This is a genomic window from Leifsonia sp. PS1209, from assembly GCF_012317045.1.
Taxonomy (GTDB): Bacteria; Actinomycetota; Actinomycetes; order Actinomycetales; family Microbacteriaceae; genus Leifsonia.
Genome location: NZ_CP051154.1, coordinates 683261 through 707296, shown reverse-complemented (window position 1 = coordinate 707296; position 24036 = coordinate 683261). Strand labels below are relative to the sequence as shown.

Genomic DNA, 24036 nt, shown 5'->3' with positions numbered 1-24036 from the left:
GATTGTCATTCCACTACATGTAGTGTTTTCGAACTTTTTTGGCTCTTCCTTGAATTTACGCGGAACCACCGACATTTCCGTGTCGCAGACCGAGGCCGAACCACTCGCGCAACACGCCGATGGCGCCCTGGCGGTCAGCCACCCCGCCGGCTTCGTGCCCTGCTCCCGGCCACTCGCGGAAGATCACGGGGGCGGCGTACGCGGCCGCCGCCGCGCGGGCGGTCTCCGGCGGGCAGATGTCGTCGGCCAGGCCGTCGCTGATCCAGCCGGGGGCGACGGCGTGTCTGGCGGAGGTGACGCCGTCCACGTAGGCGAGCGTTCGCGCGACCGCGGTGGTGCGGTCGGGATGCGCGGTCAGGTAGTCGCGGAGCTCCAGCCACGGGCCGTTCGCCGCCAGCCGGATGCCGTCCGGCGCGTCGGTCAGGAAGGGAGCCTGGGCGAGTACCGCCACGAGGTCGGGGACGAGCGCGCCGACGCCCAGGGCGATGCCGCCGCCCTGGCTGTTGCCGATCGCCGCGACCCTGGTCGCGTCCACCTCATCGAGGGAGCGCAGCGCATCCACGGCACGCGCCGCGTCGACGAAGACGCCGCGGTAATAGGAGCGCCGCGGGTCGTCGATGCCCTGCAGGAGGTGGCCGGTGCTCCCTCCTTCCTGCCCGTGGGTGCCGACGAGCAGCTGGGCGAACCCGGCGGCCGCCCAGGTGAGGTCGTCGATCGGCGACAGCCGCCCCGCGCCGTAGCCGTTGGCGTGCACCACGGCGGGCACCGCACCGCTGCGGTGGTGCGGGATGCGCAGCCAGCCGTGCACCCGCCTCCCCTCCCACCCGGCGAACGACACGTCGAAGACGTCGATCGCGGACAGGCCGGTGTCGACGCGATCGCGCCGGAGGTCGAGAGGGTGCCTGCGGGCCTCGTCCAGGGCCTCCGCCCAGAAGTCCTCGTAGTCGTCCGGTGTCGGCAGCGGCTCGCGGCCGAGGAGCGCGGGGAGCTCGGTGCCGGGGTGGGTGATCGTCATCGCATCGCTCCTGAGGAATTACGAAACAAAGGGATGGGGTGGGCCGGGCGGCGCGCCCGGCCCGCCCCGCGGATCAGCGAACGGTGTATCGCACGGCGTCGGTGCGCATCAGATCGCCCGACTCCTTGACCAGCATGATGGTGTGCTTACCGTTCCGGAGGCCGGACGTGCTGAACACCTTCTGCTGGGTGCGGCGGGTGTCGCTGTGCGTGTCGACGCGCTTGACCAGCTTGCCGTCGATGTACACGTCGACCATGCCCTGGTCGGGGCCGGTGGGGGCCAGCCAGTCGACGCCCGTGCCCGAGAAGGCGTACGAGACCGAGGCGCCCGTGTCCTTCGTCGAGTGGACATCGTCCAGGTAGTCCCCCCGGAAGCCGACGTTCAGCGTTGCGGCGCCGACCGGCAGCGTCGCGAGGTACGCGGTGCTGAGCGTGACGGTCGAGCCGGACACGGTGTAGTCGGAGCGCTGTGCGAGCGTCTTCCCGTTCGCCGTGATGCCGGTGAACTCGCCGGGGTCGCGAAGCACGGAGAACGAGGCGGCGGCCGGGGCCTTGGTGTCGAACGACACCGATGACGGGTCGATCAGGTTCGGCTGCAGCACGTCGAGCCGGTCGATGAGCATGAACTGGCCGGACTTCATCACCACGCGCAGGGTGTGCTGCCCGTTGGTGAGGTCGGTCGCCGTGAACACCGTCTGCTGCGGCACATGCGGAGCGGACGGGGCGCTGGATGCGCTGATCGTCTTCACCAGCGACCCGTCGATGTACACGTCCGCGTCGCCCTCCGACGAGTCCAGCTCGGTCAGGTAGGAGATGCCGGTGCCTGTGAACGTGTACGAGAACGAGTCAGTGCCCGGATGCTCGGCGTAGTGCACATCGTCCTGGTAGTCGCCGAAGTTGCGGCCGGAGCTGTACCCCCACTGACCCGAATACGCGATGCCGGGGTCGGTGTCGTTGATGCTCGTGGTGCGCGTCGGCCCGGTGGACGTGGACGGCGCAGGGGTGCCCGTGTCCGTCACGTTCACCGTCAGCGCCTGGGTGGTCGAGGCGACCTCCGCCCCGCCGTTGCGGGTCCAGGTTCCGCCGTACTTCATCCCGAGCGCGTCGTCGTTGACCGTCACCGTCGCATCCCTGTCCGGCGTCACCCTGAGCAGCCGCACACCGTGGATGGGGACGTCGGAGGCCACGAACGCGTCTTTCACGCGGCCCAGGTTCTTGTGCGACCACAGGTCACGGACGGTGGCAGGGCCCTTCAGCCCGATGTCGGACCAGTTCGCTGTCACGTCCGACTCGGCACGCCCGAGGTTGAACAGCGCGACCGTGTAGCTGCCATCGGCGTTCAGGGCGTACCAGACGTGCTGCTTCGCGGTCGTGGACACCGGACGGGCGGGGACGCCGGCCTGGTCGACGGCGATGATTTCCTTGTTGGTGAGCAGCTCGAGGCCGAGCGTGTCGAGCTTCGTGAGGTCGTTGCCGGTGTACATCGGCACCGCAGAGATCGCCCACAGCGTGGCCGCCGTGCGCCGCTCATCCGGGGTCAGGCCGTCCATCTTCCCGTTTCCGACGTCGAGGGAGTCGAAGTCGTTCCATCCGCCCGGACCGGCGTGCCTCCACCAGTCAGCGGCCCGGGGGAAGAGCCTGTTGATGTTGTCCCACTGCGTGAGGGCTTCGCCGCCGCAGTAGCACTCGACGTCCCAGTCGACGCGCCAGCCGTTCGCGTACTGCTTCCAGTAGTCGGCGTAGTTGATGTCGAGCGCCCAGGAGAGCTCGAACCAGATGCCGTGCTTCTTGAGGGCAGACGACCACGCGGCGACATCGTCGCGCGCATCCACCGATCCGTCGCTGATGCCCGAACCGGGGGTGACACTGTCGAACTTGACGAGGTTGACGCCGAGGTCGGCCAGTTCGTCCGCGATCGAGTCGACGTACTTCTGCGCGCACGGGTTCGAGAAGTCGATGCGGTAGCCGATCTTCCAGTAGTCGGCCTGCTGCGGAGGCTGCTTCATGATGTCGTGCGTGGTGCAGCCCGGTGCGTTCGCGATCGGGTACGCCTTGTCTGCGACCTCCGACGAGATGCCGGGGATCAGGTAGACGCCGAACTTCTGACCGTTGGCGTGCACGTGGTCGATGACCTTCTTGAGCCCCTGCGGGTACAGGGCGGCACTGGGGGTCGGCCTGCCGTTGGCGTCGACGCCGTCGCTCCAGCCGGCGTCGACGTTGATGCGGTCGTAGCCGGCCTTGCCGAGCTTGGCCTTCATCGCGTCGGACTGGGCGATCAGCTGGTCTGCGGTGATCCACTTCCCGTTCCCGCTGTAGACCTGCATGCTGTAACTGCTCCAGCCCAGATACGGCTTGAGCGCCCACGGGTCGGCGGTGGATGCGGCCGGCGGGATGGGCGACGGCACGGCAGCAGCGGATGCTTTCGGCGTGGCCTTGGGCGTCGCCGTAGCCGTGGGCTGCGGCGTGGCCGTGGCTTGCGGCGTCGCCGTGGCTTGAGGCGTGGCCGTGGCCGTCGCGCTCGGCGTCGGCGTCGGCGTCGTGGTCGGATCCGGCGTCGCGGAAGCCGGGACGGCGGCAGCCGCCACCAGTCCCAGCGCCGCGACCGCGGCGACGAGAGCCGGCAGGCCCCGTCGCATGCGTGTCCTGCGAGTCATGCGTTCTTCCTCTCTGAAGAGCCCCTGACGCGTCGGTGCGGGAGGAGCGGTCGGTGCGGTGGGCCGTCTGGGTGGCGTGCCTGGCCTGCGTCCGGCGTCAGGGGATCCTGACGAGGTCGAAGAACATCGCCTGCTGGGGGTTGAGGGTGGGGAGCGGGACGCCGGCGACGGCGAGCACCGATCCGGGGAGCATGGTGCCCGCCTGGTCGAGAGCGGCGGTGATCCAGGACGGGTCGGCGCTCTGGTGGCGGCTGGCCGGACCGAACTCGTCGCGGATGCGCACGCTGTACCGTGCGTCCGGGTCGAGTCCGGGGAAGCGCACGCGGCCGGACTGCCCGGGGGCCGAGGTGGCGAGCCGCGCCCAGGTGTACACGGCGCGGGAGCCGTCGTCGGCGACGATCCCGGTGAACACCGTCGCGTCGTCGGCGACGTCGGCGTTGACGATCCGGCCCGAATGGATGAGGCCGCGCAGTTCCCGGTAGACGGCGCCCCACTGGGCGATGACCGCCAGTTCCTCGTCGTCCGCCTCCTGCAGATCCCATTCGATGCCGGCATGGGCCGTGAGCGCCACGATCAGCCGGAAGGACAGGTCCGTGCGGCGGGTGGTCGTGTGCGACCTCTCGGCGCCGAGGTGGGAGCCGATGAGCTCCGGCGGCACGAGCATCCTGGTCCAGCGCTCGATCTGCAGCCGCTCGACGGGATCGTTGCAGTCGGACGCCCAGACCCGGTCGGTCCGCTGCAGGATGCCGAGGTCGACGCGCCCGCCGCCTCCCGAGCAGGTCTCGATCTCGAGGTGCGGGTGGCGCGCACGCAGCGTGTCCAGCATCCGGTAGAGGGCGATGGTCTGGTCGTGCACGGCGGGGCGGTCGATGCCCGCGTAGCCGCTCACCGCCTCGGAGAGGTCCCGGTTGTGGTCCCACTTGATGTAGTCGACCGCGTACTCGTCCACGATGGCGCTGATCTGCCCGAGCACGTGCTCGTACGCCTCCGGGCGCGTGAGATCGAGCACGTACTGGTCGCGAGCGGCCGCACCGAGTTCGCGCGGCCCGAGCACCCACTCGGGATGCGCGCGCGCGAGGTCGGAGTCGAGGTTCACCATCTCCGGCTCGAACCAGATCCCGAACTGCATTCCGCGTTCCCTGACGTGCTCCACGAGCGGGCCGAGCCCGTCGGGCCAGACGGTGCGGTCGACCACCCAGTCTCCGAGGCCGGCGTTCGCGTCGCGGCGGTCGTGGAACCAGCCGTCGTCGAGCACGAAGCGTTCGACACCCACTCGGGATGCGCGATCCACCAGGGCGGTGAGCCGCTCCAGGTCGTGGTCGAAGTAGACGGCCTCCCACGAGTTGAGGGTCAGAGGACGCGGCGAGCGCGGGTGCGACGGCCGCGCCCGCAGCCGCCGGTGCAGGCGGTCGGCGATGCCGTCCAGTCCAGCACCGGACCAGACGAACAGCACCGTGGGCGCCACGTACCTGTCGCCGGCGGCGAGCGCGATCTCGCCGGGCCGGAGGCCTTCCCCGACGCCGATGACCGACGAGAAGGCGCCCGCCCCCTCGGTGAGCCGCTCGACGACGTACTCGGCGTCGCCGCTCCAGGCGAGATGCGTGGCCCACGCCTCCCCGCGGCCGAAACCGAGGTCCTCCGTTCCCGCGACGACGAGGAAGGGGGCGTCGTGCCCCGGCTTGCCGCGGCGGGCGCGGCGGACATGGCTGCCGAAGGAGAGCTCGCCGCGCTGCGGCGCCCGCTCGCGGCACCATTTGCCGGTGAAGTCGAGCATCTCGACGGCCCGATCGGGCACGGGGAGCAGGACGCGAAGGGCGTCGAGCGTGTACGGGACGTCGGTGGCCGCCGCGTCCAGCGCGACATCGCGCACGACGGAGACATCGATGGAGAGCACCCCGAAGCGGTCGAGACGGATGGTCATGGTCGACCGCAGCCCGGTGACCGCGTCCTCCAGCTCGATCTCGATGCTGCCGCCGCCGTCGTCACCATCGTGTTCGGAGCGCGCAGCGACGGTGCGCGGTCGCGGCGTGGTGGCGGTCCCCGCGGCGTGGCCCTCCTGCGCGGGCGTGCCCGCCCATCCCTCGAACTCGGTGGGCCAGAGGCTGAACGCCCGGGGGATGTCCGGCGCGTTGTTCAGCACGGCGGGGCCGCCGGTCTCCCGGAGGGCCGCAGCTTCCGCGTCGCTGAGCGGGCCGAGGTCGGCTCCCCAGTGCAGGACGCGCGGCACGCGTCCTGCCGCGTCGATCACGATGGATGTGCCTGCTGCACGCAGGGCAAGAACGGCGCCGTAGCCGTCGAGCATGAGGAGCTCCTAGCGAATGGAGGTTACTTGACAATGTAAATTAACCACGCTTAGTGTTTCGAGTGCAACCCCCGGAAGGACGACCGATGACGATCTCCGACGCGACGCCCGAGCAGACGCTCCGGCTCGCTTGGCACGCCCCCGCGACCCGCTGGGAGGAGGCACTCCCCCTCGGAGACGGCTTCCTCGGCGCGATGGTCTTCGGCGGCGCGGCCGGCCGCTACCAGGTCAACGACGCGACCGTCTGGTCCGGCACCCCCGAGACGTCGACGGACGAACTCCGCCGCGTGGTCGCCCAGGGCGCAGGACCGGAACGTCTGACCGAGGTGCGCGCCGCGCTGGCGGCCGGAAACCTGGACAGGGCGGAGGAGCTGCTGCTCACCTTCGAGGGCCGCTACAGCCAGGAGTTCCTCCCGTTCGTCGACCTCGGCGTCGAGCTCCCCGGCGCGCAGCAGGTCGAGGGCGAGCCCGCCAGGATCCTGGACCTCGACCGGCGGCTCGTCACGGAGACGCTGCAAGTCGGAGGCGCCCGCGTCGAGCGCGTCTCCCGCGTGGATGCCCGGACACTGCTGGTGTCGATCACCGCGACGGAGCCGCTGCCCGAGGTGCGCCTGACGCTCACCACGCCGCTGCGCGAGCTGGGGCGCACGTCCTCCGGCGAGACGCTGAGCATCGACCTCGCAGTGCCCGTCGACGGTGCGCCACTGCACGAGCCGTCCGTCCACCCTCCCCTGCGCTACGCGGAGCAGGGGGACGGAGGCTACGACGGCTTCGCCGCCGCGGCCGTCTCCGTGTGGAGCGACGGCACGACGGAGCACGGAGACTCCGGCCTCGTCGTCCGTGGCGCCCGCACACTGCTGATCGCCCTCTCGTCCTCCACCCGCGCTGAGTCATGGTGGGCCGGCGCGGACGACGAGTGGCGGACCGTCTCCACCGAGACGATCCGGGACCGCGCACGGGACAGGGCCACCGGCGCCATCGCCGGCGGTCGCGCCCCGGCCGCGGATGACGAGCCTCGTCATCCGGCGGCGGCGCGGTTCGCGATCGGCGGACGACGCGAAGGACTCTGGGACGTCGACGCCGACGTCCTGCTGGGCGACGACGGGCTGAGGGCGACCGTCGCGGCCGAGTACGGCCGGTACCTGCTCACGTCGTCGTCGCGCGCGGGCGGACCGGCCGCGAACCTGCAGGGCATCTGGAACGGCGAACTGCGCCCGGCGTGGTCGTCCAACTACACGATCAACATCAACACGCAGATGAACTACTGGGCGGCAGGACCGCTCGCGGTGACGGCCTGCGCCGAACCGCTGATCTCCCTCGTCGAGCGGCTGGCGCTCACCGGGCGCGACGTCGCGCGCGAGCTGTACGGCTGCCGCGGCTGGGTGGCCCACCACAACAGCGACCTCTGGGGCTGGAGCCTCCCCGTCGGGATGGGCCACGGCGCTCCCAGCTGGGCGATCTGGATGATGGGCGGGGTCTGGCTCACCCACTCGCTCTGGGACCTCTACGAGTTCACCGCGGACGACGACCTCCTCCGCGAACGGATCTGGCCGCTCATGCGGGGCGCGACCGAATTCTGCCTCGACTGGCTTCAGGTGGATGCGGACGGCGTCGGGTACCTGGCCCCCTCCACCTCTCCGGAGAACTCCTATCGGGACGCCGACGACGTGCCGCGCGCGCTCGGGCTCACGGCGACGATGGACACGGAACTGATCCGCTCCCTCCTGCAGCGCTCACTGCGCGCGCTGGACACGCTCGGACTGACCGACCGGCTGCGCCCGGAGATCGAGGAGGCTCTCGCGGTCATCCCCGAGCCCGGCATCGGCAGCGACGGACGACTGCTCGAATGGTCGGAGGAGGTCGAGGAGCACGAGCCCGCCCACCGCCACCTGTCCGCGCTCGTCGCCCTCTACCCGCTCGAGCTGATCACCCCCGACGGCACCCCGGCGCTCGCCGACGCAGCGCGACGCTTCCTCGACGCCCGTGGTGACGGCGCGATGGGATGGTCGTGGGCCTGGAAGATCGCGCTCCGCGCTCGCCTGGGCGACGGCGAGACGGCGCACGAACTCCTGCAGCAGGCGCTCACGCGGTACGACGGCGATGCGCTCAGGCACGGGCCGGTCGACGGCTCGGAGTGGGGCGGTCTCCTGCCGAACCTGTTCAGCACGCATCCGCCCTTCCAGATTGACGGCAATCTCGGCTTCCCCGCTGCCATGGCGGAGCTGCTGCTGCAGTCCCACGCGGGCGTCGTGCACCTGCTTCCCGCTCTGCCGGCGGCGTGGCCGGACGGCTGGGCCACCGGCCTGGGCGTCCGCGGCGGGCTCACGGCCGACCTGGAGTGGTCGGACGGTCGCCTGGTGACCGCGGTGCTGCGCAACCCCCGGCCGGAGCCGGTGACGGTGCGCATCCGGTACGGGACCACCGACCGCGACGTTCAGATTCCTGCCCGCGGGGAGCACACCGTTCAGCATCCCGTGGACGAGTTCCCCGTACGCTTGGAGATGGAGACCGGTCGACGACAGAGGTAGGCGTGCACGAATCCACGGACGACGAGACGCGCAGACGCGTCGCGCTGCTCGGTTCGTCGTCGGATGCGGCCACCCGCGTCTTCACCGCCGTCCTCACCCGCTCCCCCATCAGCCGGATCGAGGTCGCCAGGCTCACGGGGCTGTCCCAGGCCGCGGTGACGAAGGCGGTCACGCCTCTCGTGGCCGCCGGGATCGTCAGCGACGCACTCGACCCCCAGCTGACGGGGTTGCCCGGCCGTCCGGTCAGCCCGGTCGCGATCGTGCCGGATGCGGTCGTGACGCTCGGCGTGAAGGTGAACGTCGACGAGCTCATCGGCGTCGCCACCGACCTCACCACCCGGGTCATCGCCTCCGAACGCCTGCCGCTCGCCTCGCACGACCCTGCCGCTGTCGCGGACGCCGTCGCCGACCTGTGCGACCGCCTGCAGGAGAGGCTCGGCGCGCTGGCATCCCGGCTGGCCCGGGTGGGCGTGTCGGTGTCCGGCGATGTCGACAGGACGACCGGTGTGGTGCGCGACTCCACGCTGATGGGCTGGCGGGCCGTCCCGTTCGGCGCGATGCTGCGGGAGCGCCTGCCCGTCGACGTCGTCGTCCAGAACGACGTGAGCGCACTCACCGTCGGGGAGCACTGGTTCGGCGTCGGCCTCGGCACGCGGTCGTTCGCGATCGTCACCATCGGACGGGGCATCGGCAGCGGCCTCCACCTGAACGGCGACGTGGTCGAGGGCGCGTACGGCGTCGCCGGTGAGATCGGGCACCTGCCGCTCACCTCCCCCGACCGCATCTGCGCGTGCGGGCGCCGCGGCTGCGTGGAGGCGGTTGCAGCGACCAGTGCGATCGAGGCCGCCGTCTCGTCCGCGCACGGACGCGCCGTGACCATCCAGGATGCGGTGGCTCTCGCCCGCGCGGGCGATCAGGCGGCGGAGCGGGCCTTCGCCGAGGCGGGAAGCGTCATCGGCGCGGCCATCGCCAGCCTGGTGAACCTGGTCGGCCCCGAACTCGTCATCATCGGCGGGGAGGGAGTGGCCCACTTCGACCTGTTCGAGGCGTCGTTGCGCCAGACCTACGACGAGCACGTCTTCTCCTCGGCGGGTCTCTGCCGCATCGTCGTCCGGCCGCACACCTTCGAGGACTGGGCGAGGGGCGCCGCCGCGACGGCCATCCGGTCCCTGGCAGGCTGACCGGCCGACCGCATCCGGAGACGCCGGCGGGCGGGCACCCGTCGAGGTGCCCGCCCGCCGTCGCGCTGACTACTTCCTGGACTTGTCGTACGCCGTCTGCAGGCTGCTCAGGTAGTCCTTCAGCCCGAGGCCGTCGAAGCCCTTCACGTACGCGTTCCAATCCGTGTCGATGTTCTTCGAGCCCGTGATGAAGGCGAGAGCGTTCTGGGTCACGTAGTTGTCGATGTTGGTCTGCTGTGTCGCGATCTGGGTCGCCTTGGCCGGGTCGGGCCACACCCGCCAGGTGGGGTAGACCTGGCTCGTGTCCTCGTGCCCCTTGTACAGCTGGGTCGCATCGAACAGGCGACGCTCGTAGCCCGAGGTGTCGTAGATGTCCGTCGGCACGGCCTGCGATCCGCGGAACGCCGCGTTCTGGTTGTAGGTCGACAGGGCGCCCCACTGCACGGCGTTCGCCGCATCCTGGGACAGCTGCAGGTTGGTGAACGCCGGCTTCTCCGACGGGTCGAGCGCCTTGTCGCTCGCGGCGGCCTTCGCCCAGCCCTTCCCCTCCGGACCGAAGTTGCCGTCGAGCTGGCCCTTCTCGGTGAACAGGTAGTTCACCAACTTGATGGCGGCGACCTGGTCGTTCTTCGAGGCCTTGTTGGTCAGCAGGAACGTCGCACCGGGCGTGCTACCGAAGGCGTATGTCGCATAGTCTGCGCCATCCGGCCCGGTCAGCGGCGGCACGGCGTCGTACTGCTTGTCCCTGCCGTCCTTCGCGCCCGGGCTCACGAAGATGTAGGGGTGAAGGGCGCTGGCGCTGCCCAGTACGACCGGTCCGGCGTTGTTGCCCTCCTGGGCGAGCGCTGCGGGGTTCTGCGTGAACGCCCCCTTGTCGATGAGACCGGCCTGCCACAGCGACCTGATGTACTTCAGGCCATCGCGCCACCCGTCCTTGTTCGCCTGGATGTCGACCTTGCCCTTGTTGAGCACCGTGGTGGACTGGATTCCCTTGTCCGGGTTCTGCGGGTCGTAGATGAACGCGTTCATGAAGTACGGGATCAGCGTGTCGTGCGAGTCACCGCTGAGCGGGATCTCGTCCTTCGCACCGTTGCCGTTCGGATCGCCGTCCTTGAACGCTTCGAGGACCTTCTTCATCTCCTCCGTGGTCTTCGGCATCGAGAGGTTCAGCTTCTTGAGCCAGTCGGTGTTGATCCAGAGCTTCGACGGGTACTGGATGTGCTGCGTCTCGGCCAGCTGCGGGAGGCCGTAGATCTTGCCGTCGGGAGACGTCGCCATCGCCTTGTAGTCCGCGTTGCTGTCCAGCACCTTCTGGATGTCGGGCGCGTACTGCTTGATGAGGTCGTTGAGCGGCACGGCGACGCCCTGCTGGGCGAGCTTCTCGACGTCGACCTGGTTGAACTGGTCCACCCACGGGATGAGGAGGAAGGCGTCGGGGTAGTCGCCGCTCGCCATCAGGATCTGCCGCTTCTCCGGAGCGACCGACGAGTCCTGTGTGGTGGTCTGCCAGGTGAAGTCGATGTTGAACTTCTTCGCGACCTCCTTGGTGAAGGCGTTCGTGGCGAGATCCTGCCCCGTGCCTTGCTGCGCGAAGACGCTCAGGTGCGCCGTCCCGCCGATCTTGTCGTCGCCGGCGGACGCCGAGCTGGGGGTGCAGCCCGCGAGTGCGAGCAGTGCGACGCCGCTGGCAGCGGCCGTGAGTGCTACCGAGAGTCTGCGCCGGCCGGCGCGACTGCCTGTGGTGGACATCATGGTTCGTTCCTCCTTTGGAACCTGAATTGCGTGACGGGACGTGCGGTGTTGCGGTGGGGAGAGAGCGGGGCGGCGGATCGGCCTGGTCAGCCCTTGACCGAGCCGATGAGCACCCCTTTGTTGAAGTAGCGGGCGACGAACGGGTAGATGATCAGCACCGGAACGCTCGTGATGACGATGAGCGCGTACTTGAGCAGGTTGACCAGATCCTGGTTCTGCGCCTGGGCGGCGAGGTCGTTCGTCCCCCCGTTCGTGGCGTTGAGCACCAGGATGTTGCGCAGCACGAGCTGGAGCGGGAACAGATCGGAGCTCTTGAGGTAGAGCAGGGCGTCGAAGTAGCCGTTCCACTGCCCGATCGCGTACATGAGGGCGATGACCGCGATCAGCGGCTTGGAGAGCGGAAGCACCATCGTCCAGAGGAAGCGCCACTCGCTCGCGCCGTCGAGTTCGGCCGCTTCGACCAGCTCCTCGGGGATCGCCGAGCGGAAGAACGTCCGCGCGATGATCACCTGCCAGACGGCGACGGCCTGCGGGAGCAGCAGCGCCCAGCGGGTGTCGAGCAGCCCGAGGTTCTGCACCACCATGTACGTCGGGATCAGGCCGCCGCTGAACAGCATGGTGAACAGCAGGATGGACATGATCACGTTGCGGCCCATGAAGGTGGGGCGGGAGAGCGGCCAGGCGATGCAAACGGTCAACGTCGTGCTGATCAGGGTGCCGGCGACCATATAGAAGAGGGAGTTCGCGTAGCCCAGCAGCACCTGCGGGTCTGCGAGCACGGTCTGGTAGCCCTTCAGCGTGAAGTCCACCGGCCAGAGGAACACCTGGCCTGCCGTGACCGCGTGCGGCGAGGAAAACGAGCTGGCGAGGATGAACAGCAGCGGGAGCACCACGACCAGGGCCGCCAAGATCAGGCCGAGGTAGATCACCACGAGCAGAGCGCGGTCGGAGGCCGACTCCCTGATGCGGCGCGGCTTCGGGATGCGCGTCGTGCCTGCCGGCTTCCGGCGTTCTGTCACACGGTCGATGGTCACCACAGTCCACTCCCACTCACTCGACGTGCCACCCAGTTGACGACAAGGAGCAGCACGAGGTTGACGACCGAGTTGAAGAGGCCGACGGCGGTCGCCGTACCGAAGTCGGCGTTGAGGATGCCCAGCTTGTACACGTAGGTCGCGATGATCTCGGACTGGCCGAGGTTCAGCGGGTTCTGCAGGAGGAAGGCCTTCTCGAACCCGATCGACATGATGTTGCCGACGCTCAGGATCAGCACGATCATCGCGGTCGGCATGATGCCGGGGATGTCCACGTGCCAGATCTTCCGGAGCCTGGATGCTCCGTCCACTTTGGCCGCCTCGTAGAGCGACGGGTCGATCCCCGACAGGGCCGCCATGTAGATGACCGCGGAGTAGCCGGCCGTCTGCCAGACGTCCGACCACACGTACACGTGCCGGAAGTAGTCGGGGTCGCCGAGGAAGTCGGGCGACGGAATGCCGAAGAATCCGAAGACCTCGCTCAGGATCCCGAGCCTCGGCGCCATGATCAGGATCATCATGGAGACCACGACGACCGTCGAGATGAAGTACGGGGCGTATGTGACCAGCTGCACGGTCTTCTGGAACCAGCGGTGCCGCACCTCGTTGAGCGCGAGCGCCAGGATGATCGGGATGGGGAAGCTCGCCAGCACCGCGTAGCCGGAGAGGGCGAGGGTGTTCGTGAGCAGCGTGGGGAACTGCGGGTTCTGCAGCATGAGCTGGAAGTTCGTCCAGCCGACCCACGGGCTTCCCCAGACCCCGAGCACGGGGCTGTAGTTCTTGAAGGCGATGATCGCGTTGGAGATCGGCACGTACTTGAAGATGATGAAGTACGCGAGGGGAAGCACCGTCAGCAGGTAGAGCTGCCAGTGCCTCCTCAGGGAGATCCGCCAGCGCTGCCCGAGGGTTCTGCGTCGGGATGCGACTTTCCGGGGCGGCGTCGCCGGCGACGGCGGCTTCTGAGCCGTCGAGGCGGGCCGCACACTCGTCGCGGGCGGGGCGGCCGTCACGGGAGGCGCCTCTCCTGCTCGCGATGCCGGCGATGTTCGGCGGCGCACGCCCGGGTGTTTCTCACCTTCGTCATCGAAGACTCCAATAGGTCTGTTGTGCCTGCCGACGGGTCGGCCGGCTCGGATCCGTGTACAGCAAAACCTATTTTTTTGCCGTTGTCAATAATCTATTCCGGATGCTCGCCGCGCGGGCCGGGCACTGGCCGGTTCGGCGCATCCTGGGCGGCATGGATGTTCATCGATTAACACACGGCGGCAACAAAATCGTTCGTGTGCGTTAGCCTCGGTGTGTGCCAGACAACATCGTCATGCCCTCCAGCGTCGGCCGCCGGCCGTCTCTCGGCACGGCGAAGTCCGCCGAGATCTTCACCAGGATCATCACGCACGGGCCGGTCAGCCGGCTCGACATCGGCCGGCTCACCGGGCTCTCGCAAGCCAAGGTGACCAAGACGGTCAGCCCGCTCATCGAGAGCGGCTACGTGACCGTCGGCGAACACGCCGAGCACTCGTTCCCCGGCCGGCCGGTGCGCCCGCTGAGCGTGGTCCCGCGCTCGATGATCGCCATCGGCGTCAAGGTCAACGCCGGGGAGATCTTCGCGGTGACCGTCAACCTCGGCAACGACGTCGTCGGCTCGACGCGCCGACGGCTGAAGAGCCACGATCCGGAGACGGCCATCGCGGCGATCGTGAGCTCGGTGTCGTCCCTCATCCAGCAGCTCGGCAGCGACGCCGAGCATCTCAGCGGGGTCGGCGTCTCGGTCTCCGGCGACATCGACACCGAGACGGGGACGGTCAGGCACTCACCCCTGCTGAACTGGAATCACGTCCCCCTCGGCACCGAGCTCGCGTCCAGGCTCGGGCTCCCCGTCACCGTGGAGAACGACGTGCGTGCCCTCGCGAAGGCGGAGCACTGGTTCGGCGTCGGCAGGGATGCGAACTCGTTCGCGATCGTCACGATCGGCGCCGGCATCGGATGCGGAATCTACGTGAACGGCGACGTCGTGGTCGGCTCGCACGGCGTCGCGGGCGAGATCGGACACCTTCCCCTCGCGTCGTCGGATGCCCTCTGTGTGTGCGGCCGGCGAGGGTGCGTCGAAGCGGTCGCGTCCTCCAACGCCATCCGGGACGCCGTGCGCAGCGCGCGCAACGAGCCGGAGCTGACCCTGGACGACGCGATCCGCCTCGCCCACGAGGGCGACCCCAGCGCGGTGGACGCCTTCGAGCGGGCAGGGACGGCGATCGGCGCCGCCCTCGCGGCCACCGTGAACCTCTTCGGGCCGGAGGTCGTCGTGATCGCCGGAGAAGGGGTCATGGACTACGACCTCTACGAGCGTCGCTTCCGCGAAGAGTTCCTCGCGCACGCATTCGGCGCCGCGGCCAACTGCCGCCTGGTCGTGCAGCGCCACACCTTCACCGACTGGGCGCGCGGGGCAGCCGTCGCCGCCCTACGCGAAGCGATCACGGTCTCCGCCGGGCCCGCTGTCGACTGAGGCGGCCGCTGTGTGAAGATTGAGGTCACACAGTGGGAGGGCGCATGGCGGCGACGATCCGGGATGTGGCGCGCGTGGCAGGCGTCACGCCGAGCACCGTCTCCTACGCGCTGTCCGGCAAGCGCGCCATCTCCGAGGAGACGCGCGAGCGCATCCAGCGGGCGATCGTCGAACTCGACTTCACCCCGAACGCCGGGGCCCGGGCGCTCGCCCTCTCGCAGACGAACGTGCTCGGGATGTTCCTGCAGTTCCAGGAGGACGAGTTCGCCCCGGCGATGCTGCAGTACGTGCTCCCGGTCTCGACCACGGCGCGGACGCACGGCTTCGACCTGCTGATGGTCACCGACCCCGACGTGGATGCGGCGATCAGGCGCACCACGTCGTCGGCGATGGTCGACGGCGTCGTGCTGCTCGACGTCACGTACGACGACCCCCGGCTGGACCCGCTCCGGCAGACCAGGCAGCCGGCCGCCCTGATCGGCTACGCGAAGAACGCGGACGGGTTCGACGCGGTCGACCTCGACTTCGGGGAGGCTGCGCGCAGCGCCGTCGACCATCTCGCCGCCCTCGGGCACCGCGCGATCCTGCTCGTCACGCCGCCCAGGCACGTGTTCGAGCGCGGAGGGTCGTACGCCTGGCGGTTCCGGGATGCGGCGGCCGAACGGGCAGCCCGCCACGGCATCCAGCTGCACGTCCTCGAGGGCGAGTCCAGGCAGCCCGCCCTCAGCGAGGCGATGCACGCGGCGCTGGACACGTACACCGACGCGACGGCCCTCATCGTCCACAACGACGCCACGATCGCGGCGCTCCCGTCGCTGCTGCACGCCCGCGGCCTCACGGTGCCGGACGACCTCTCGGTGGTCGGGATGTTCTCCGCGGAGTTCGGCACGGCCTTCTCGCTGCCGTATACCGCCGTGGACACCCGGCCGGAGGCGCTGGGCGAGTGGGCAGTGACCCGGCTGATCGAGCGCATCGCCGACCCTGAGCGGGCGGAGAAGCCGCAGGTGCGGCTGATCGAGCCGGGATTCGTCGACCGTGGGAGCACGCGCGCGCTGTCCTGACGCGCCTCCCGGGCCTGGGCCGTTGCGAGTCGAACCGGTTCACCAGGCGCGGTGAGCAGCCCGGAATCGGGCCGCTCTGCCCTCGATCCACGCCTCCGAGGGGCGCTGGACACCTCTTTTTCGCAGAATCGAAGCGGTTCGACTTGTGCGCTTCGTCGTTCTGAGTTATCTTCGTCGAAGCGGTTCGACACATCCCGAAACGAACCCACTTCTCGATGAAGCGAAGGAGGCGAACGATGGCTGTCACGATCACCGACGTGGCCAGGGCCGCCGGGGTCTCCACGAGCACCGTCTCCTACGCGCTGTCCGGCAAGCGCTCGATCTCGCCGAAGACCAGGCAGCGCATCGACGACGCCATCAACGCCCTCGGTTTCATCGTCAACGCCGGTGCACGCGCCCTCGCCACCTCTCAGACGATGGTCATCGGCCTGCTCACCCAGTTCCACGCCGACGAGTTCGCCCCGGCGATGCTGGAGTACATCCTCCCCGTCTCCGACACCGCCAGAGAGCTGGGCTACGACATCCTGCTGGTGACCGAGATGGACAGCGTCGCCGCCCTGCGCCGGGTCACCAGCTCCGGGATGGTCGACGGCGTCGTGCTCCTCGACGTCGTCCACGACGACCCGCGGCTCCAGACGCTCCGCGAGGCGAGCCAGCCCGGCGCGCTGGTCGGACTCCCCAAGCGCACCGAAGGGCTCGACGTCTTCGACCTGGACTTCGGCGAGTCGGCCAGGATGCTGGTCGACCACCTGCACGCGCGCGGCCACCGCGAGATCATCGTCGTCTCCCCTCCCACCCACGTCTTCGAGCGCGGCGGCGCATACGGCTGGCGATTCCGGGATGCCGCCCAGGAGCGCGCCGCCCGATACGGGCTGCAGATGCACTCGTACTACGGCGAGGCCAGGCAGCCGGAGATCGGCCGGAGCATCAACGCGATCCTGGATGCGCGCCCCTCAGCCACCGCGATGATCGTCCACAACGACGCCACGATCGCCGCGCTCCCGTCCGTGCTCACCGCGCGCGGCGTCAGCGTCCCGGACGACCTCTCGGTCGTCAGCCTGTACGCACAAGACTTCGGAAGGGCGTTCTCGCTGCCGTACACGGCGGTCGAGAGCTCCCCCGATCAGCTGGGCCGTTCAGCGGTCCGGCAGCTCGTCCGGCGGATCACCTCCCCCGATCTCGCCGGACCGGCGGTGACGAGATTCGTCGCGCCGGAGATCACCGACCGTGGGAGCACCCGATGACGGTCTCGCGCAGCCCGGTCGGCCACCCGCAATGCATGATTCAAGGAGGAATACTGTGATCACCAAGAAGACCAGCCGGCTCGTCGGCGCTGCGGTCGTCGCCGCCGCGATCGTCGCGGGCGTTGCCGCCTGCTCCGGCTCGGGCTCCGGCTCGAGCAGCAGCGCCGGAGGGACGTACACGTTCTGGGACCCGTACCCGCAGTTCGACGCTTCGGCCGACTGGACCAAGCTCGTCGAGCAGTGCGGCACCGACGCCGGAGTGACGATCAAGCGCACCGGATACGACACCAGCGACCTCACCAACAAGGCGCTGCTCGCCGGCCAGCAGGGCAACTCCCCCGACCTGCTGCTCGTCGACAACCCCGTCGTCTCGACCCTGGCCGACGCCGGCATCCTCACCGACACCGGCGAGAACAAGCTGGACACGTCCGACATCCAGAAGAACATCCTTGCCGCGGGCGTCGTGGACGGGAAGACGTACGGCGTGCCGATCGGCGCGAACACCCTCGCCCTCTACTACAACAAGGCGGTGCTGAAGACCGCGGGGGTCGACATCAGCACCGTCAAGGACTGGAACAGCCTCACCGACGCTCTCGCGAAGGTCACGGCCGCCGGCAAGAAGGGCATCACCTTCTCGGCCATCGGCACGGAGGAGGGCAGCTTCCAGTTCCTGCCGTGGTTCTGGGGTTCCGGCGCCGACCTGAAGAAGCTCGACTCCGACAAGGCCGTCCAGGCCCTCACGCTCTGGACGGACTGGGTCAAGAAGGGCTACGCGCCCAACTCGGTCATCAACAACACGCAGACCACCAGCTGGCAGGAGTTCGCCACCGGTGACTTCGCGTTCGGCGAGAACGGCACCTGGCAGCTGGGCAACGTGAAGAAGGCCGGTATCGACTACGGCATCCTCACGGTTCCCGGCATCGACGGAGGCGCGGCGGCCGCACCGACCGGCGGCGAGTTCATGACGCTCCCCGTCCAGAAGGACACCGCCCGCTACGCCACCTCCAAGAAGATCGCGGACTGCCTGACGAGCACGAAGAACTTCGTCAAGACGGACACGACCCTCTCCTACATCGCTCCGACCTCGGCAGCGCAGAAGGAGCAGGTCGCGGCCAACCCGGAACTGCAGCCGTGGGTCGACGCGGTCGCGGCCGCCAAGGGTCGCACCAGCGACAACCTCGGCACCAAGTACCCGAAGATCTCCCAGCAGCTCTGGGGTGCGGTGCAGAACGCGCTGAGCGGCGCCCAGACTCCGGAGGCCGCACTCAAGGCAGCCCAGTCCGCCGCAGCGGCAGCCACCAAGTAATCCGAACCGAAACGCACCTGAGGTACAACCGATGACAACCACCCAGACAGTGCCGCCCGGTTCTGTCGGAGACCACGGTGGGGTGGCGCACGTCGCCACCCCACCCCGGTCTCGACGGCGCTCCCGGCGCTCCACGCAGTGGGCCGCCTGGGCGTTCCTCGCCCCGGTAGTGATCTACCTGGCGGTGTTCTACGCCTACCCCCTCTACCGCAACATCGAGCTCAGCGTCCGCGACTACACCGTCCGGTCCTTCGTCCAGGGCGGCGCTCCGTTCGTCGGGTTCGACAACTACGTCAAGGTGTTCCAGGATCCGACCTTCGGGCCGGCCTTCCTGCACACCGCCCTCTTCACCATCGTCTCGATCGTCTTCCAGTTCACGATCGGGATGGCGCTGGCCGTGTTCTTCTACCAGAACTTCCGGCTGTCGGCCACGCTGCGCGCCCTGTTCCTGGTGCCGTGGCTGCTCCCGCTGATCGTCTCGGCCTCCACCTGGTCCTGGATGCTCAACAGCGACTCCGGGGTGGTGAACGCCACCCTCAACGCCTTCGGGCTCTCCGGGGTCAACTGGCTGACGTCGCCGGACTGGGCACTCACCAGCGTGATCATCGCGAACATCTGGATCGGCATCCCGTTCAACCTGGTGATCATCTACTCGGGCCTGCAGAACATCCCGACCGACCTCTACGAGGCCGCATCCCTCGACGGCGCGAACGGGTGGCAGAAGTTCTGGCGGGTCACCTTCCCGCTGCTGAAGCCGGTCTCGGCCATCACGATCCTGCTCGGCCTGATCTACACCCTCAAGGTGTTCGACATCATCTGGATCATGACCCGCGGTGGGCCGGGCACGTCGTCGACGACGTTCGCGACCTGGTCGTACCAGCTGGGCTTCGCATCCACGCTGCCCGACTTCAGCCCGGCGGCGGCCGTCGGCAACGTCCTGATCGTCATCGCCCTGATCTTCGGGCTCATCTACATCCGCACGCAGCGAAAGCAGGACGCCGCATGAACGGGAAGCGACCGTGGTGGAAGACGATCGTCGGGGTCGTGCTGACCCTGATCATGCTCTTCCCCGTCTACTGGATGATCAACGTCTCGCTCACGCCCACCACCGAGATGCGGAAGAGCCCGCCGAACCTGTTCCCGATCCACGCGACGTTCGAGGGCTACCAGGCGGTGATCAGCCAGCAGCTCCCCTACCTCGGCACGAGCCTGCTCGTCGGCCTCGGCACGGTGATCCTGACCGTAGCCATCTCGGCGCCCGCGGCGTACTCGCTGGCGAAGCTGCGTCCGCGAGGCCGCGGAGTGCTCAACTTCGTGCTGCTGATCGCGCAGATGATCCCCGGCATCATCATGGCGATGGGCTTCTACGCGATCTACCTCAACCTCGGGATCCTCAACACGCTCTGGGGGCTGATCATCGCCGACTCCACGCTCGCGGTGCCGTTCGGCGTGCTGATCTTCACCGCGTTCATGTCCGGCATCCCCGACGAGCTGATGAGCGCCGCCAAGATCGACGGCGCGGGGAGCTGGCGGACGTTCCGCTCCATCGTGCTGCCGGTGAGCCGCAACTCGGTGGTCACGGTGTCGCTGTTCGCGTTCCTGTGGGCGTGGTCGGACTTCATCTTCTCGTCGACGCTCAACAGCGGCGGCACGATGCAGACGATCACGCTCGGCATCTACAAGTACATCGGCAACAACAACCAGGAGTGGAACGCGATCATGGCGACCGCCGTCGTCGCATCCATCCCGGCCGCCGTGCTGCTCGTGATCGCCCAGAAGTACGTCGCCGCCGGCGTGACCGCCGGCGCGGTGAAGGACTGAGGCGATGACGCCCCTCGACATCGACGAGGTCCCCTTCTCGACGCGCGGCGCGTGGATCGACCTCTCCCGCATCGTCGGCCTGCACGAGCGAGCCGAGGACGTGCACCTGGTGACGCACCAGACCGGGATGCACCCCATCCTGCGGCTGCTGCCCGAGGCGGGCGGCGCCCTGGTGTCTCCGCGTCTGGTCCTGGCGCCGGAGGTCCTCTCCTGGGTCGCGGAGGGCGGCCGCGTCGATGCCGTCTTCGACGGGCGCAGCACCATCCGCTTCCGGGGCACCGGTCTCGGGATGCGGTTCGTCGCGTCCGGCGAGCTGACCCCGTTCACCGGCGCCTACCTCTTCCGCGATCCGCTGGACGGCGCCGTGGTGCTCACCAGCTACGAGTCCGGACGGCGGTACCGGTTCACGGTGCTCTCCGGCGAGGCGACGGTGGTCGGCGCCGGAACGGTGGGTTCGGCAGAGCGGTCGGTCACGCTCGATTCCGGCGTGGCATGGGAGCTGGCGGTCGAGGAGCTGGACACGGCGGCTGCCGCCTACGACGGCGCAACCGACTTCGACGAGATCGTCGCCAGGCAGGCCCGTGAGTTCGAGGACTACGCGAGCCGTTTGGCCGGGGACGCCGGGAGCGCCCGCGGCGAACTCGACGCCGCCGTCCGCAAGGCCGCGTACGTGATGTGGTCCGCCACCGTCGCGCCATCCGGGTTCGTCGGGCGGGAAGCCGTCCTGATGTCCAAGCACTGGATGGACAAGGTCTGGAGCTGGGACCACTGCTTCAACGCCATCGCGCTCGCGGAGGCCGACCCGGATGCTGCGCTCGCCCAGTTCCTCCTCCCCTTCGACCACCAGGAGGCGTCCGGCGCGTTGCCGGACTCGCTGACCCACTCGGAGGTGCTCTACAACTTCGTCAAGCCGCCGATCCACGGCTGGGCGTTCGCCCAGCTGCGCGCGCGGTCGTCCCGGCCGTTCACCGCGGCGGAACTGCACGAGGTGTACCGGCGGCTGGCCGCCTGGACGCGCTTCTGGCTGGACTTCCGCCGCACGCCCGCGCATCCGCTGCCCTACTACCAGCACGGCAACGACAGCGGCTGGGACAACTCCACGACGTTCGACCGGTCGCGGGTGATCGTCTCGCCCGACCTCTCCGCCTTCCTGCTCCTGCAGCTGCACGAGCTCCAGGAGCTTGCGGCGATGCTGGGGCTGAGCGCACCCGAGTGGAAGGCGGAGGCGGCGACGATCGAGGCCGCCCTGTTCGACCGGCTCTGGACCGGAGACGGCTTCCTCGCCCTGGATGCGCTGAGCGGCGAACCGGCATCGGCGACCAGCCTGCTCAACGCACTCCCCATCGTGCTCGGCGAACGCCTTCCCGCGGAGGTCGCCTCCACCCTGGCCCGGACGATCGCGGCGCACCTCACCGAGTGGGGCCCGGCCACCGAACCCGTCACGTCGCCGCTCTACGAGAGCGACGGATATTGGCGAGGTCCGATCTGGGCACCGTCCACCTTCCTCATCGAGGACGGTCTGCGGCGCGCGGGCCACACCGACCTCGCCGACCAGGTGAGCCTCCGGTTCCGCGCGGCCTGCGAACGGTCGGGCTTCGCCGAGAACTTCGACGCCGTGACCGGCGCCGGTCTGCGCGACCGCGCATACACCTGGACGGCCAGCTGCTTCCTCACCCTCACGCTCGACGCGGCCCGCCGCACCCACTCTCTAGGAGAACGATGACCGACACTCTCGACGCGACCAGGACCGGCGGTCCGGTCAGCCCGTCCCGGTCGGCTCTCCGGCCGCTCGGTCAGGACGAGGTGCGCTTCGTCGGCGGATTCTGGGCGGAGAAGCAGGAGCTGAACGCCTCGGCCGTCATCGACCACTGCCTCACCTGGATGGAGCGCATCGGCTGGATCGGGAACTTCGACAGGGCGGCGGACGGTACCGTCGCCGAGCACCACGACGGCATCGAGTTCGTGGACTCCGAGGTCTACAAGCTGCTCGAGGCGATGGCGTGGGAGCTCGGCCGCACCCAGGATGCCGCACTGGCGGAGACGTACCGCTCGCTGGTGGAACGCGTCGCGGCGGCGCAGGAGCCCGACGGCTACCTCCACACCTCGTTCGGCAGGGAGGGGCAGCGCCCGCGGTTCTCCGATCTGGAGTGGGGGCACGAGCTGTACTGCTTCGGCCACCTGTTCCAGGCGGCGGTCGCCCGCGTGCGCACCGGGCACGACGACCTGATCGTGGACGTCGCCCGCCGCCTCGCCGACCACGTCTACCGCGAGTTCGGGCCGGACGGCCGGGATGCGATCTGCGGGCATCCGGAGATCGAGCCCGCCCTCGCCGAACTCGGCAGGGCGCTCTCCGAACCGCGGTATCTCGACCTCGCCCGCAGCTTCATCGAGCGCAGGGGCCGTAGGCGTCTGAAGACCACGCTCTTCCAGTCGAGCGAATACTTCCTCGACGACGTTCCGGTACGGGACGCCGACACCCTGCGCGGCCACGCTGTGCGCGCGGAGTACCTCGCGGCCGGGGCGGTGGATGTGGCGGTCGAGTTCGGCGACGACGCGCTGCTCGCCGCCGTGGAGCGGCAGTGGGCGCACACGGTGGCGACCAGGACCTACCTCACCGGCGGCGTCGGCTCGCACCACCAGAACGAGGAGTTCGGTAGCGACTTCGAGCTGCCGCCGGATCGGGCGTACGCGGAGACCTGTGCCGCGATCGGGTCGGTCATGCTCAGCTGGCGGCTGCTCCTGCAGAGCGGGGACGCGGCGTATGCGGACGTCATCGAGCGAACCCTGCTCAACGCTGTGCTGGTCTCCCCACGGGAGGACGGACGGGCGTTCTACTACGCGAACACGCTGCATCAGCGCGAGCTCGGGTCCGTTCCTGCGGAGGACCAGCTCAGCGAGCGCGCGGAGGCGAGCCTGCGCGCGCCGTGGTTCGAGGTCTCGTGCTGCCCGACGAACGTTGCGCGCACGCTGGCGAGCGTCGCGTCCTACGTGGCGACGGCGTCGCCGGACGGCGTGCAGCTCCACCAGTTCGGCGACATCGACATCGAGACGTCCGTCGCCGGGTCGCCCGTGCGCATCCAGGTGCGCGCACCCGGCTACCCGTTCGACGGCCGGGTCTCCGTGACCGTGGACGCTGCCGAGGAGATCGAGCTGAGCGTGCGCATCCCGTCGTGGGCGTCCGGCGCAGACGTCTCGCTGGGAGGCGAGCCGGTGCTGCCGAAGGACGGCTACGTGCGGGTGCGCCGGGTCTTCGATCCGGCAGAGCCGCTGCTCCTCGACCTGCCCATGACACCGCGCCTCACCTACCCTGACCCGCGGATCGACGCGCTGCGCGGCACGGCGGCCGTCGAGCGCGGCCCGCTCGTGCTCTGCGTCGAGTCGACCGACCTCCCGGACGGCGACCACGTGGATGCGGTGCGCCTCCGCTCCGACACCGCGCCCACCGCGACGCCCGACGGGGCGGCGGCTCCCGTCGACCTCGTCTCCTCCGCCTTTGGCGGCTGGCCGTACGGGACCGCGCCGCACGCGGACCCGCGCACGGCAGCCGTGGTCGAACTGCGCCCCTACTTCCAATGGGCCAACCGTGGCCCGAGCACCATGCGGGTGTTCATCCCCCTCGCGGGCGCCTAGCTCCTGGCC

16 protein-coding genes are annotated in these 24036 nt (G+C 69.2%); 10 read left to right on the top strand and 6 right to left on the bottom strand.

What is annotated here, in order from left to right; genetic code table 11:
• Window positions 1-55: 55 nt before the first annotated feature.
• From HF024_RS03480 to HF024_RS03470, 3 genes are all read right to left on the bottom strand, one after another.
• Window positions 56-1015, bottom strand: a complete 960-nt coding sequence (locus tag HF024_RS03480; RefSeq protein ID WP_168688656.1) for an acetylxylan esterase — start codon at window positions 1013-1015, stop codon at window positions 56-58.
• Window positions 1016-1088: 73 nt separating this feature from the next.
• The gene (locus HF024_RS03475) at window positions 1089-3668 is read right to left on the bottom strand and encodes a X2-like carbohydrate binding domain-containing protein (protein WP_168688655.1); all 2580 of its coding nucleotides are present in this window, start codon (window positions 3666-3668) and stop codon (window positions 1089-1091) included.
• Between the two features lie 97 nt (window positions 3669-3765).
• Entirely contained in the window at window positions 3766-5970 is a 2205-nt protein-coding gene (locus HF024_RS03470) for an alpha-galactosidase (RefSeq protein WP_168688654.1), read from the bottom strand.
• 86 nt (window positions 5971-6056) lie between these two features.
• On the opposite strand from HF024_RS03470, the gene HF024_RS03465 reads away from it, so the two are divergent.
• Together HF024_RS03465 and HF024_RS03460 are read left to right on the top strand one after the other, a co-directional pair.
• Entirely contained in the window at window positions 6057-8498 is a 2442-nt protein-coding gene (locus HF024_RS03465; protein ID WP_168688653.1) for a glycoside hydrolase N-terminal domain-containing protein, read from the top strand.
• A gap of 2 nt (window positions 8499-8500) precedes the next feature.
• Entirely contained in the window at window positions 8501-9679 is a 1179-nt protein-coding gene (locus HF024_RS03460) for an ROK family protein (RefSeq protein ID WP_210724015.1), read from the top strand.
• A 69-nt stretch (window positions 9680-9748) separates the two neighbouring features.
• Here HF024_RS03460 and HF024_RS03455 read toward each other — a convergent pair whose 3' ends face one another.
• The 3 genes from HF024_RS03455 to HF024_RS03445 form a co-directional block, all read right to left on the bottom strand.
• The gene (locus tag HF024_RS03455) at window positions 9749-11431 is read right to left on the bottom strand and encodes an extracellular solute-binding protein (RefSeq protein WP_168688652.1); all 1683 of its coding nucleotides are present in this window, start codon (window positions 11429-11431) and stop codon (window positions 9749-9751) included.
• An 86-nt stretch (window positions 11432-11517) separates the two neighbouring features.
• Window positions 11518-12450, bottom strand: coding sequence for a carbohydrate ABC transporter permease (locus tag HF024_RS03450; protein ID WP_247597286.1), 933 nt, complete (start codon window positions 12448-12450; stop codon window positions 11518-11520).
• Between the two features lie 11 nt (window positions 12451-12461).
• On the bottom strand, window positions 12462-13475 hold the full coding sequence (locus HF024_RS03445; RefSeq protein ID WP_247597285.1) for an ABC transporter permease subunit: 1014 nt from the start codon (window positions 13473-13475) through the stop codon (window positions 12462-12464).
• A gap of 290 nt (window positions 13476-13765) precedes the next feature.
• On the opposite strand from HF024_RS03445, the gene HF024_RS03435 reads away from it, so the two are divergent.
• From HF024_RS03435 to HF024_RS03400, 8 genes are all read left to right on the top strand, one after another.
• Window positions 13766-14965, top strand: a complete 1200-nt coding sequence (locus HF024_RS03435; RefSeq protein WP_247597284.1) for an ROK family protein — start codon at window positions 13766-13768, stop codon at window positions 14963-14965.
• Between the two features lie 44 nt (window positions 14966-15009).
• Window positions 15010-16026, top strand: a complete 1017-nt coding sequence (locus tag HF024_RS03430; RefSeq protein WP_168688650.1) for a LacI family DNA-binding transcriptional regulator — start codon at window positions 15010-15012, stop codon at window positions 16024-16026.
• 215 nt (window positions 16027-16241) lie between these two features.
• The gene (locus tag HF024_RS03425; protein ID WP_348770478.1) at window positions 16242-17270 is read left to right on the top strand and encodes a LacI family DNA-binding transcriptional regulator; all 1029 of its coding nucleotides are present in this window, start codon (window positions 16242-16244) and stop codon (window positions 17268-17270) included.
• Between the two features lie 55 nt (window positions 17271-17325).
• The gene (locus HF024_RS03420; protein WP_085368636.1) at window positions 17326-18576 is read left to right on the top strand and encodes an extracellular solute-binding protein; all 1251 of its coding nucleotides are present in this window, start codon (window positions 17326-17328) and stop codon (window positions 18574-18576) included.
• Between the two features lie 31 nt (window positions 18577-18607).
• Complete coding sequence (locus HF024_RS03415) at window positions 18608-19582, top strand: sugar ABC transporter permease (RefSeq protein WP_085368637.1); 975 nt, start codon at window positions 18608-18610, stop codon at window positions 19580-19582.
• Window positions 19579-20397: a carbohydrate ABC transporter permease gene (locus tag HF024_RS03410; RefSeq protein ID WP_085368638.1), complete on the top strand. Its 819-nt coding sequence runs from the start codon at window positions 19579-19581 to the stop codon at window positions 20395-20397. Before HF024_RS03415 ends, HF024_RS03410 begins: the two co-directional genes overlap by 4 nt.
• Before the next feature lie 4 nt (window positions 20398-20401).
• Window positions 20402-22120, top strand: coding sequence for a glycogen debranching protein (locus HF024_RS03405; RefSeq protein ID WP_168688649.1), 1719 nt, complete (start codon window positions 20402-20404; stop codon window positions 22118-22120).
• Window positions 22117-24027 (top strand): beta-L-arabinofuranosidase domain-containing protein, encoded by a 1911-nt coding sequence (locus tag HF024_RS03400; protein ID WP_168688648.1) that lies wholly within the window; start codon window positions 22117-22119, stop codon window positions 24025-24027. Before HF024_RS03405 ends, HF024_RS03400 begins: the two co-directional genes overlap by 4 nt.
• Window positions 24028-24036: the final 9 nt, after the last annotated feature.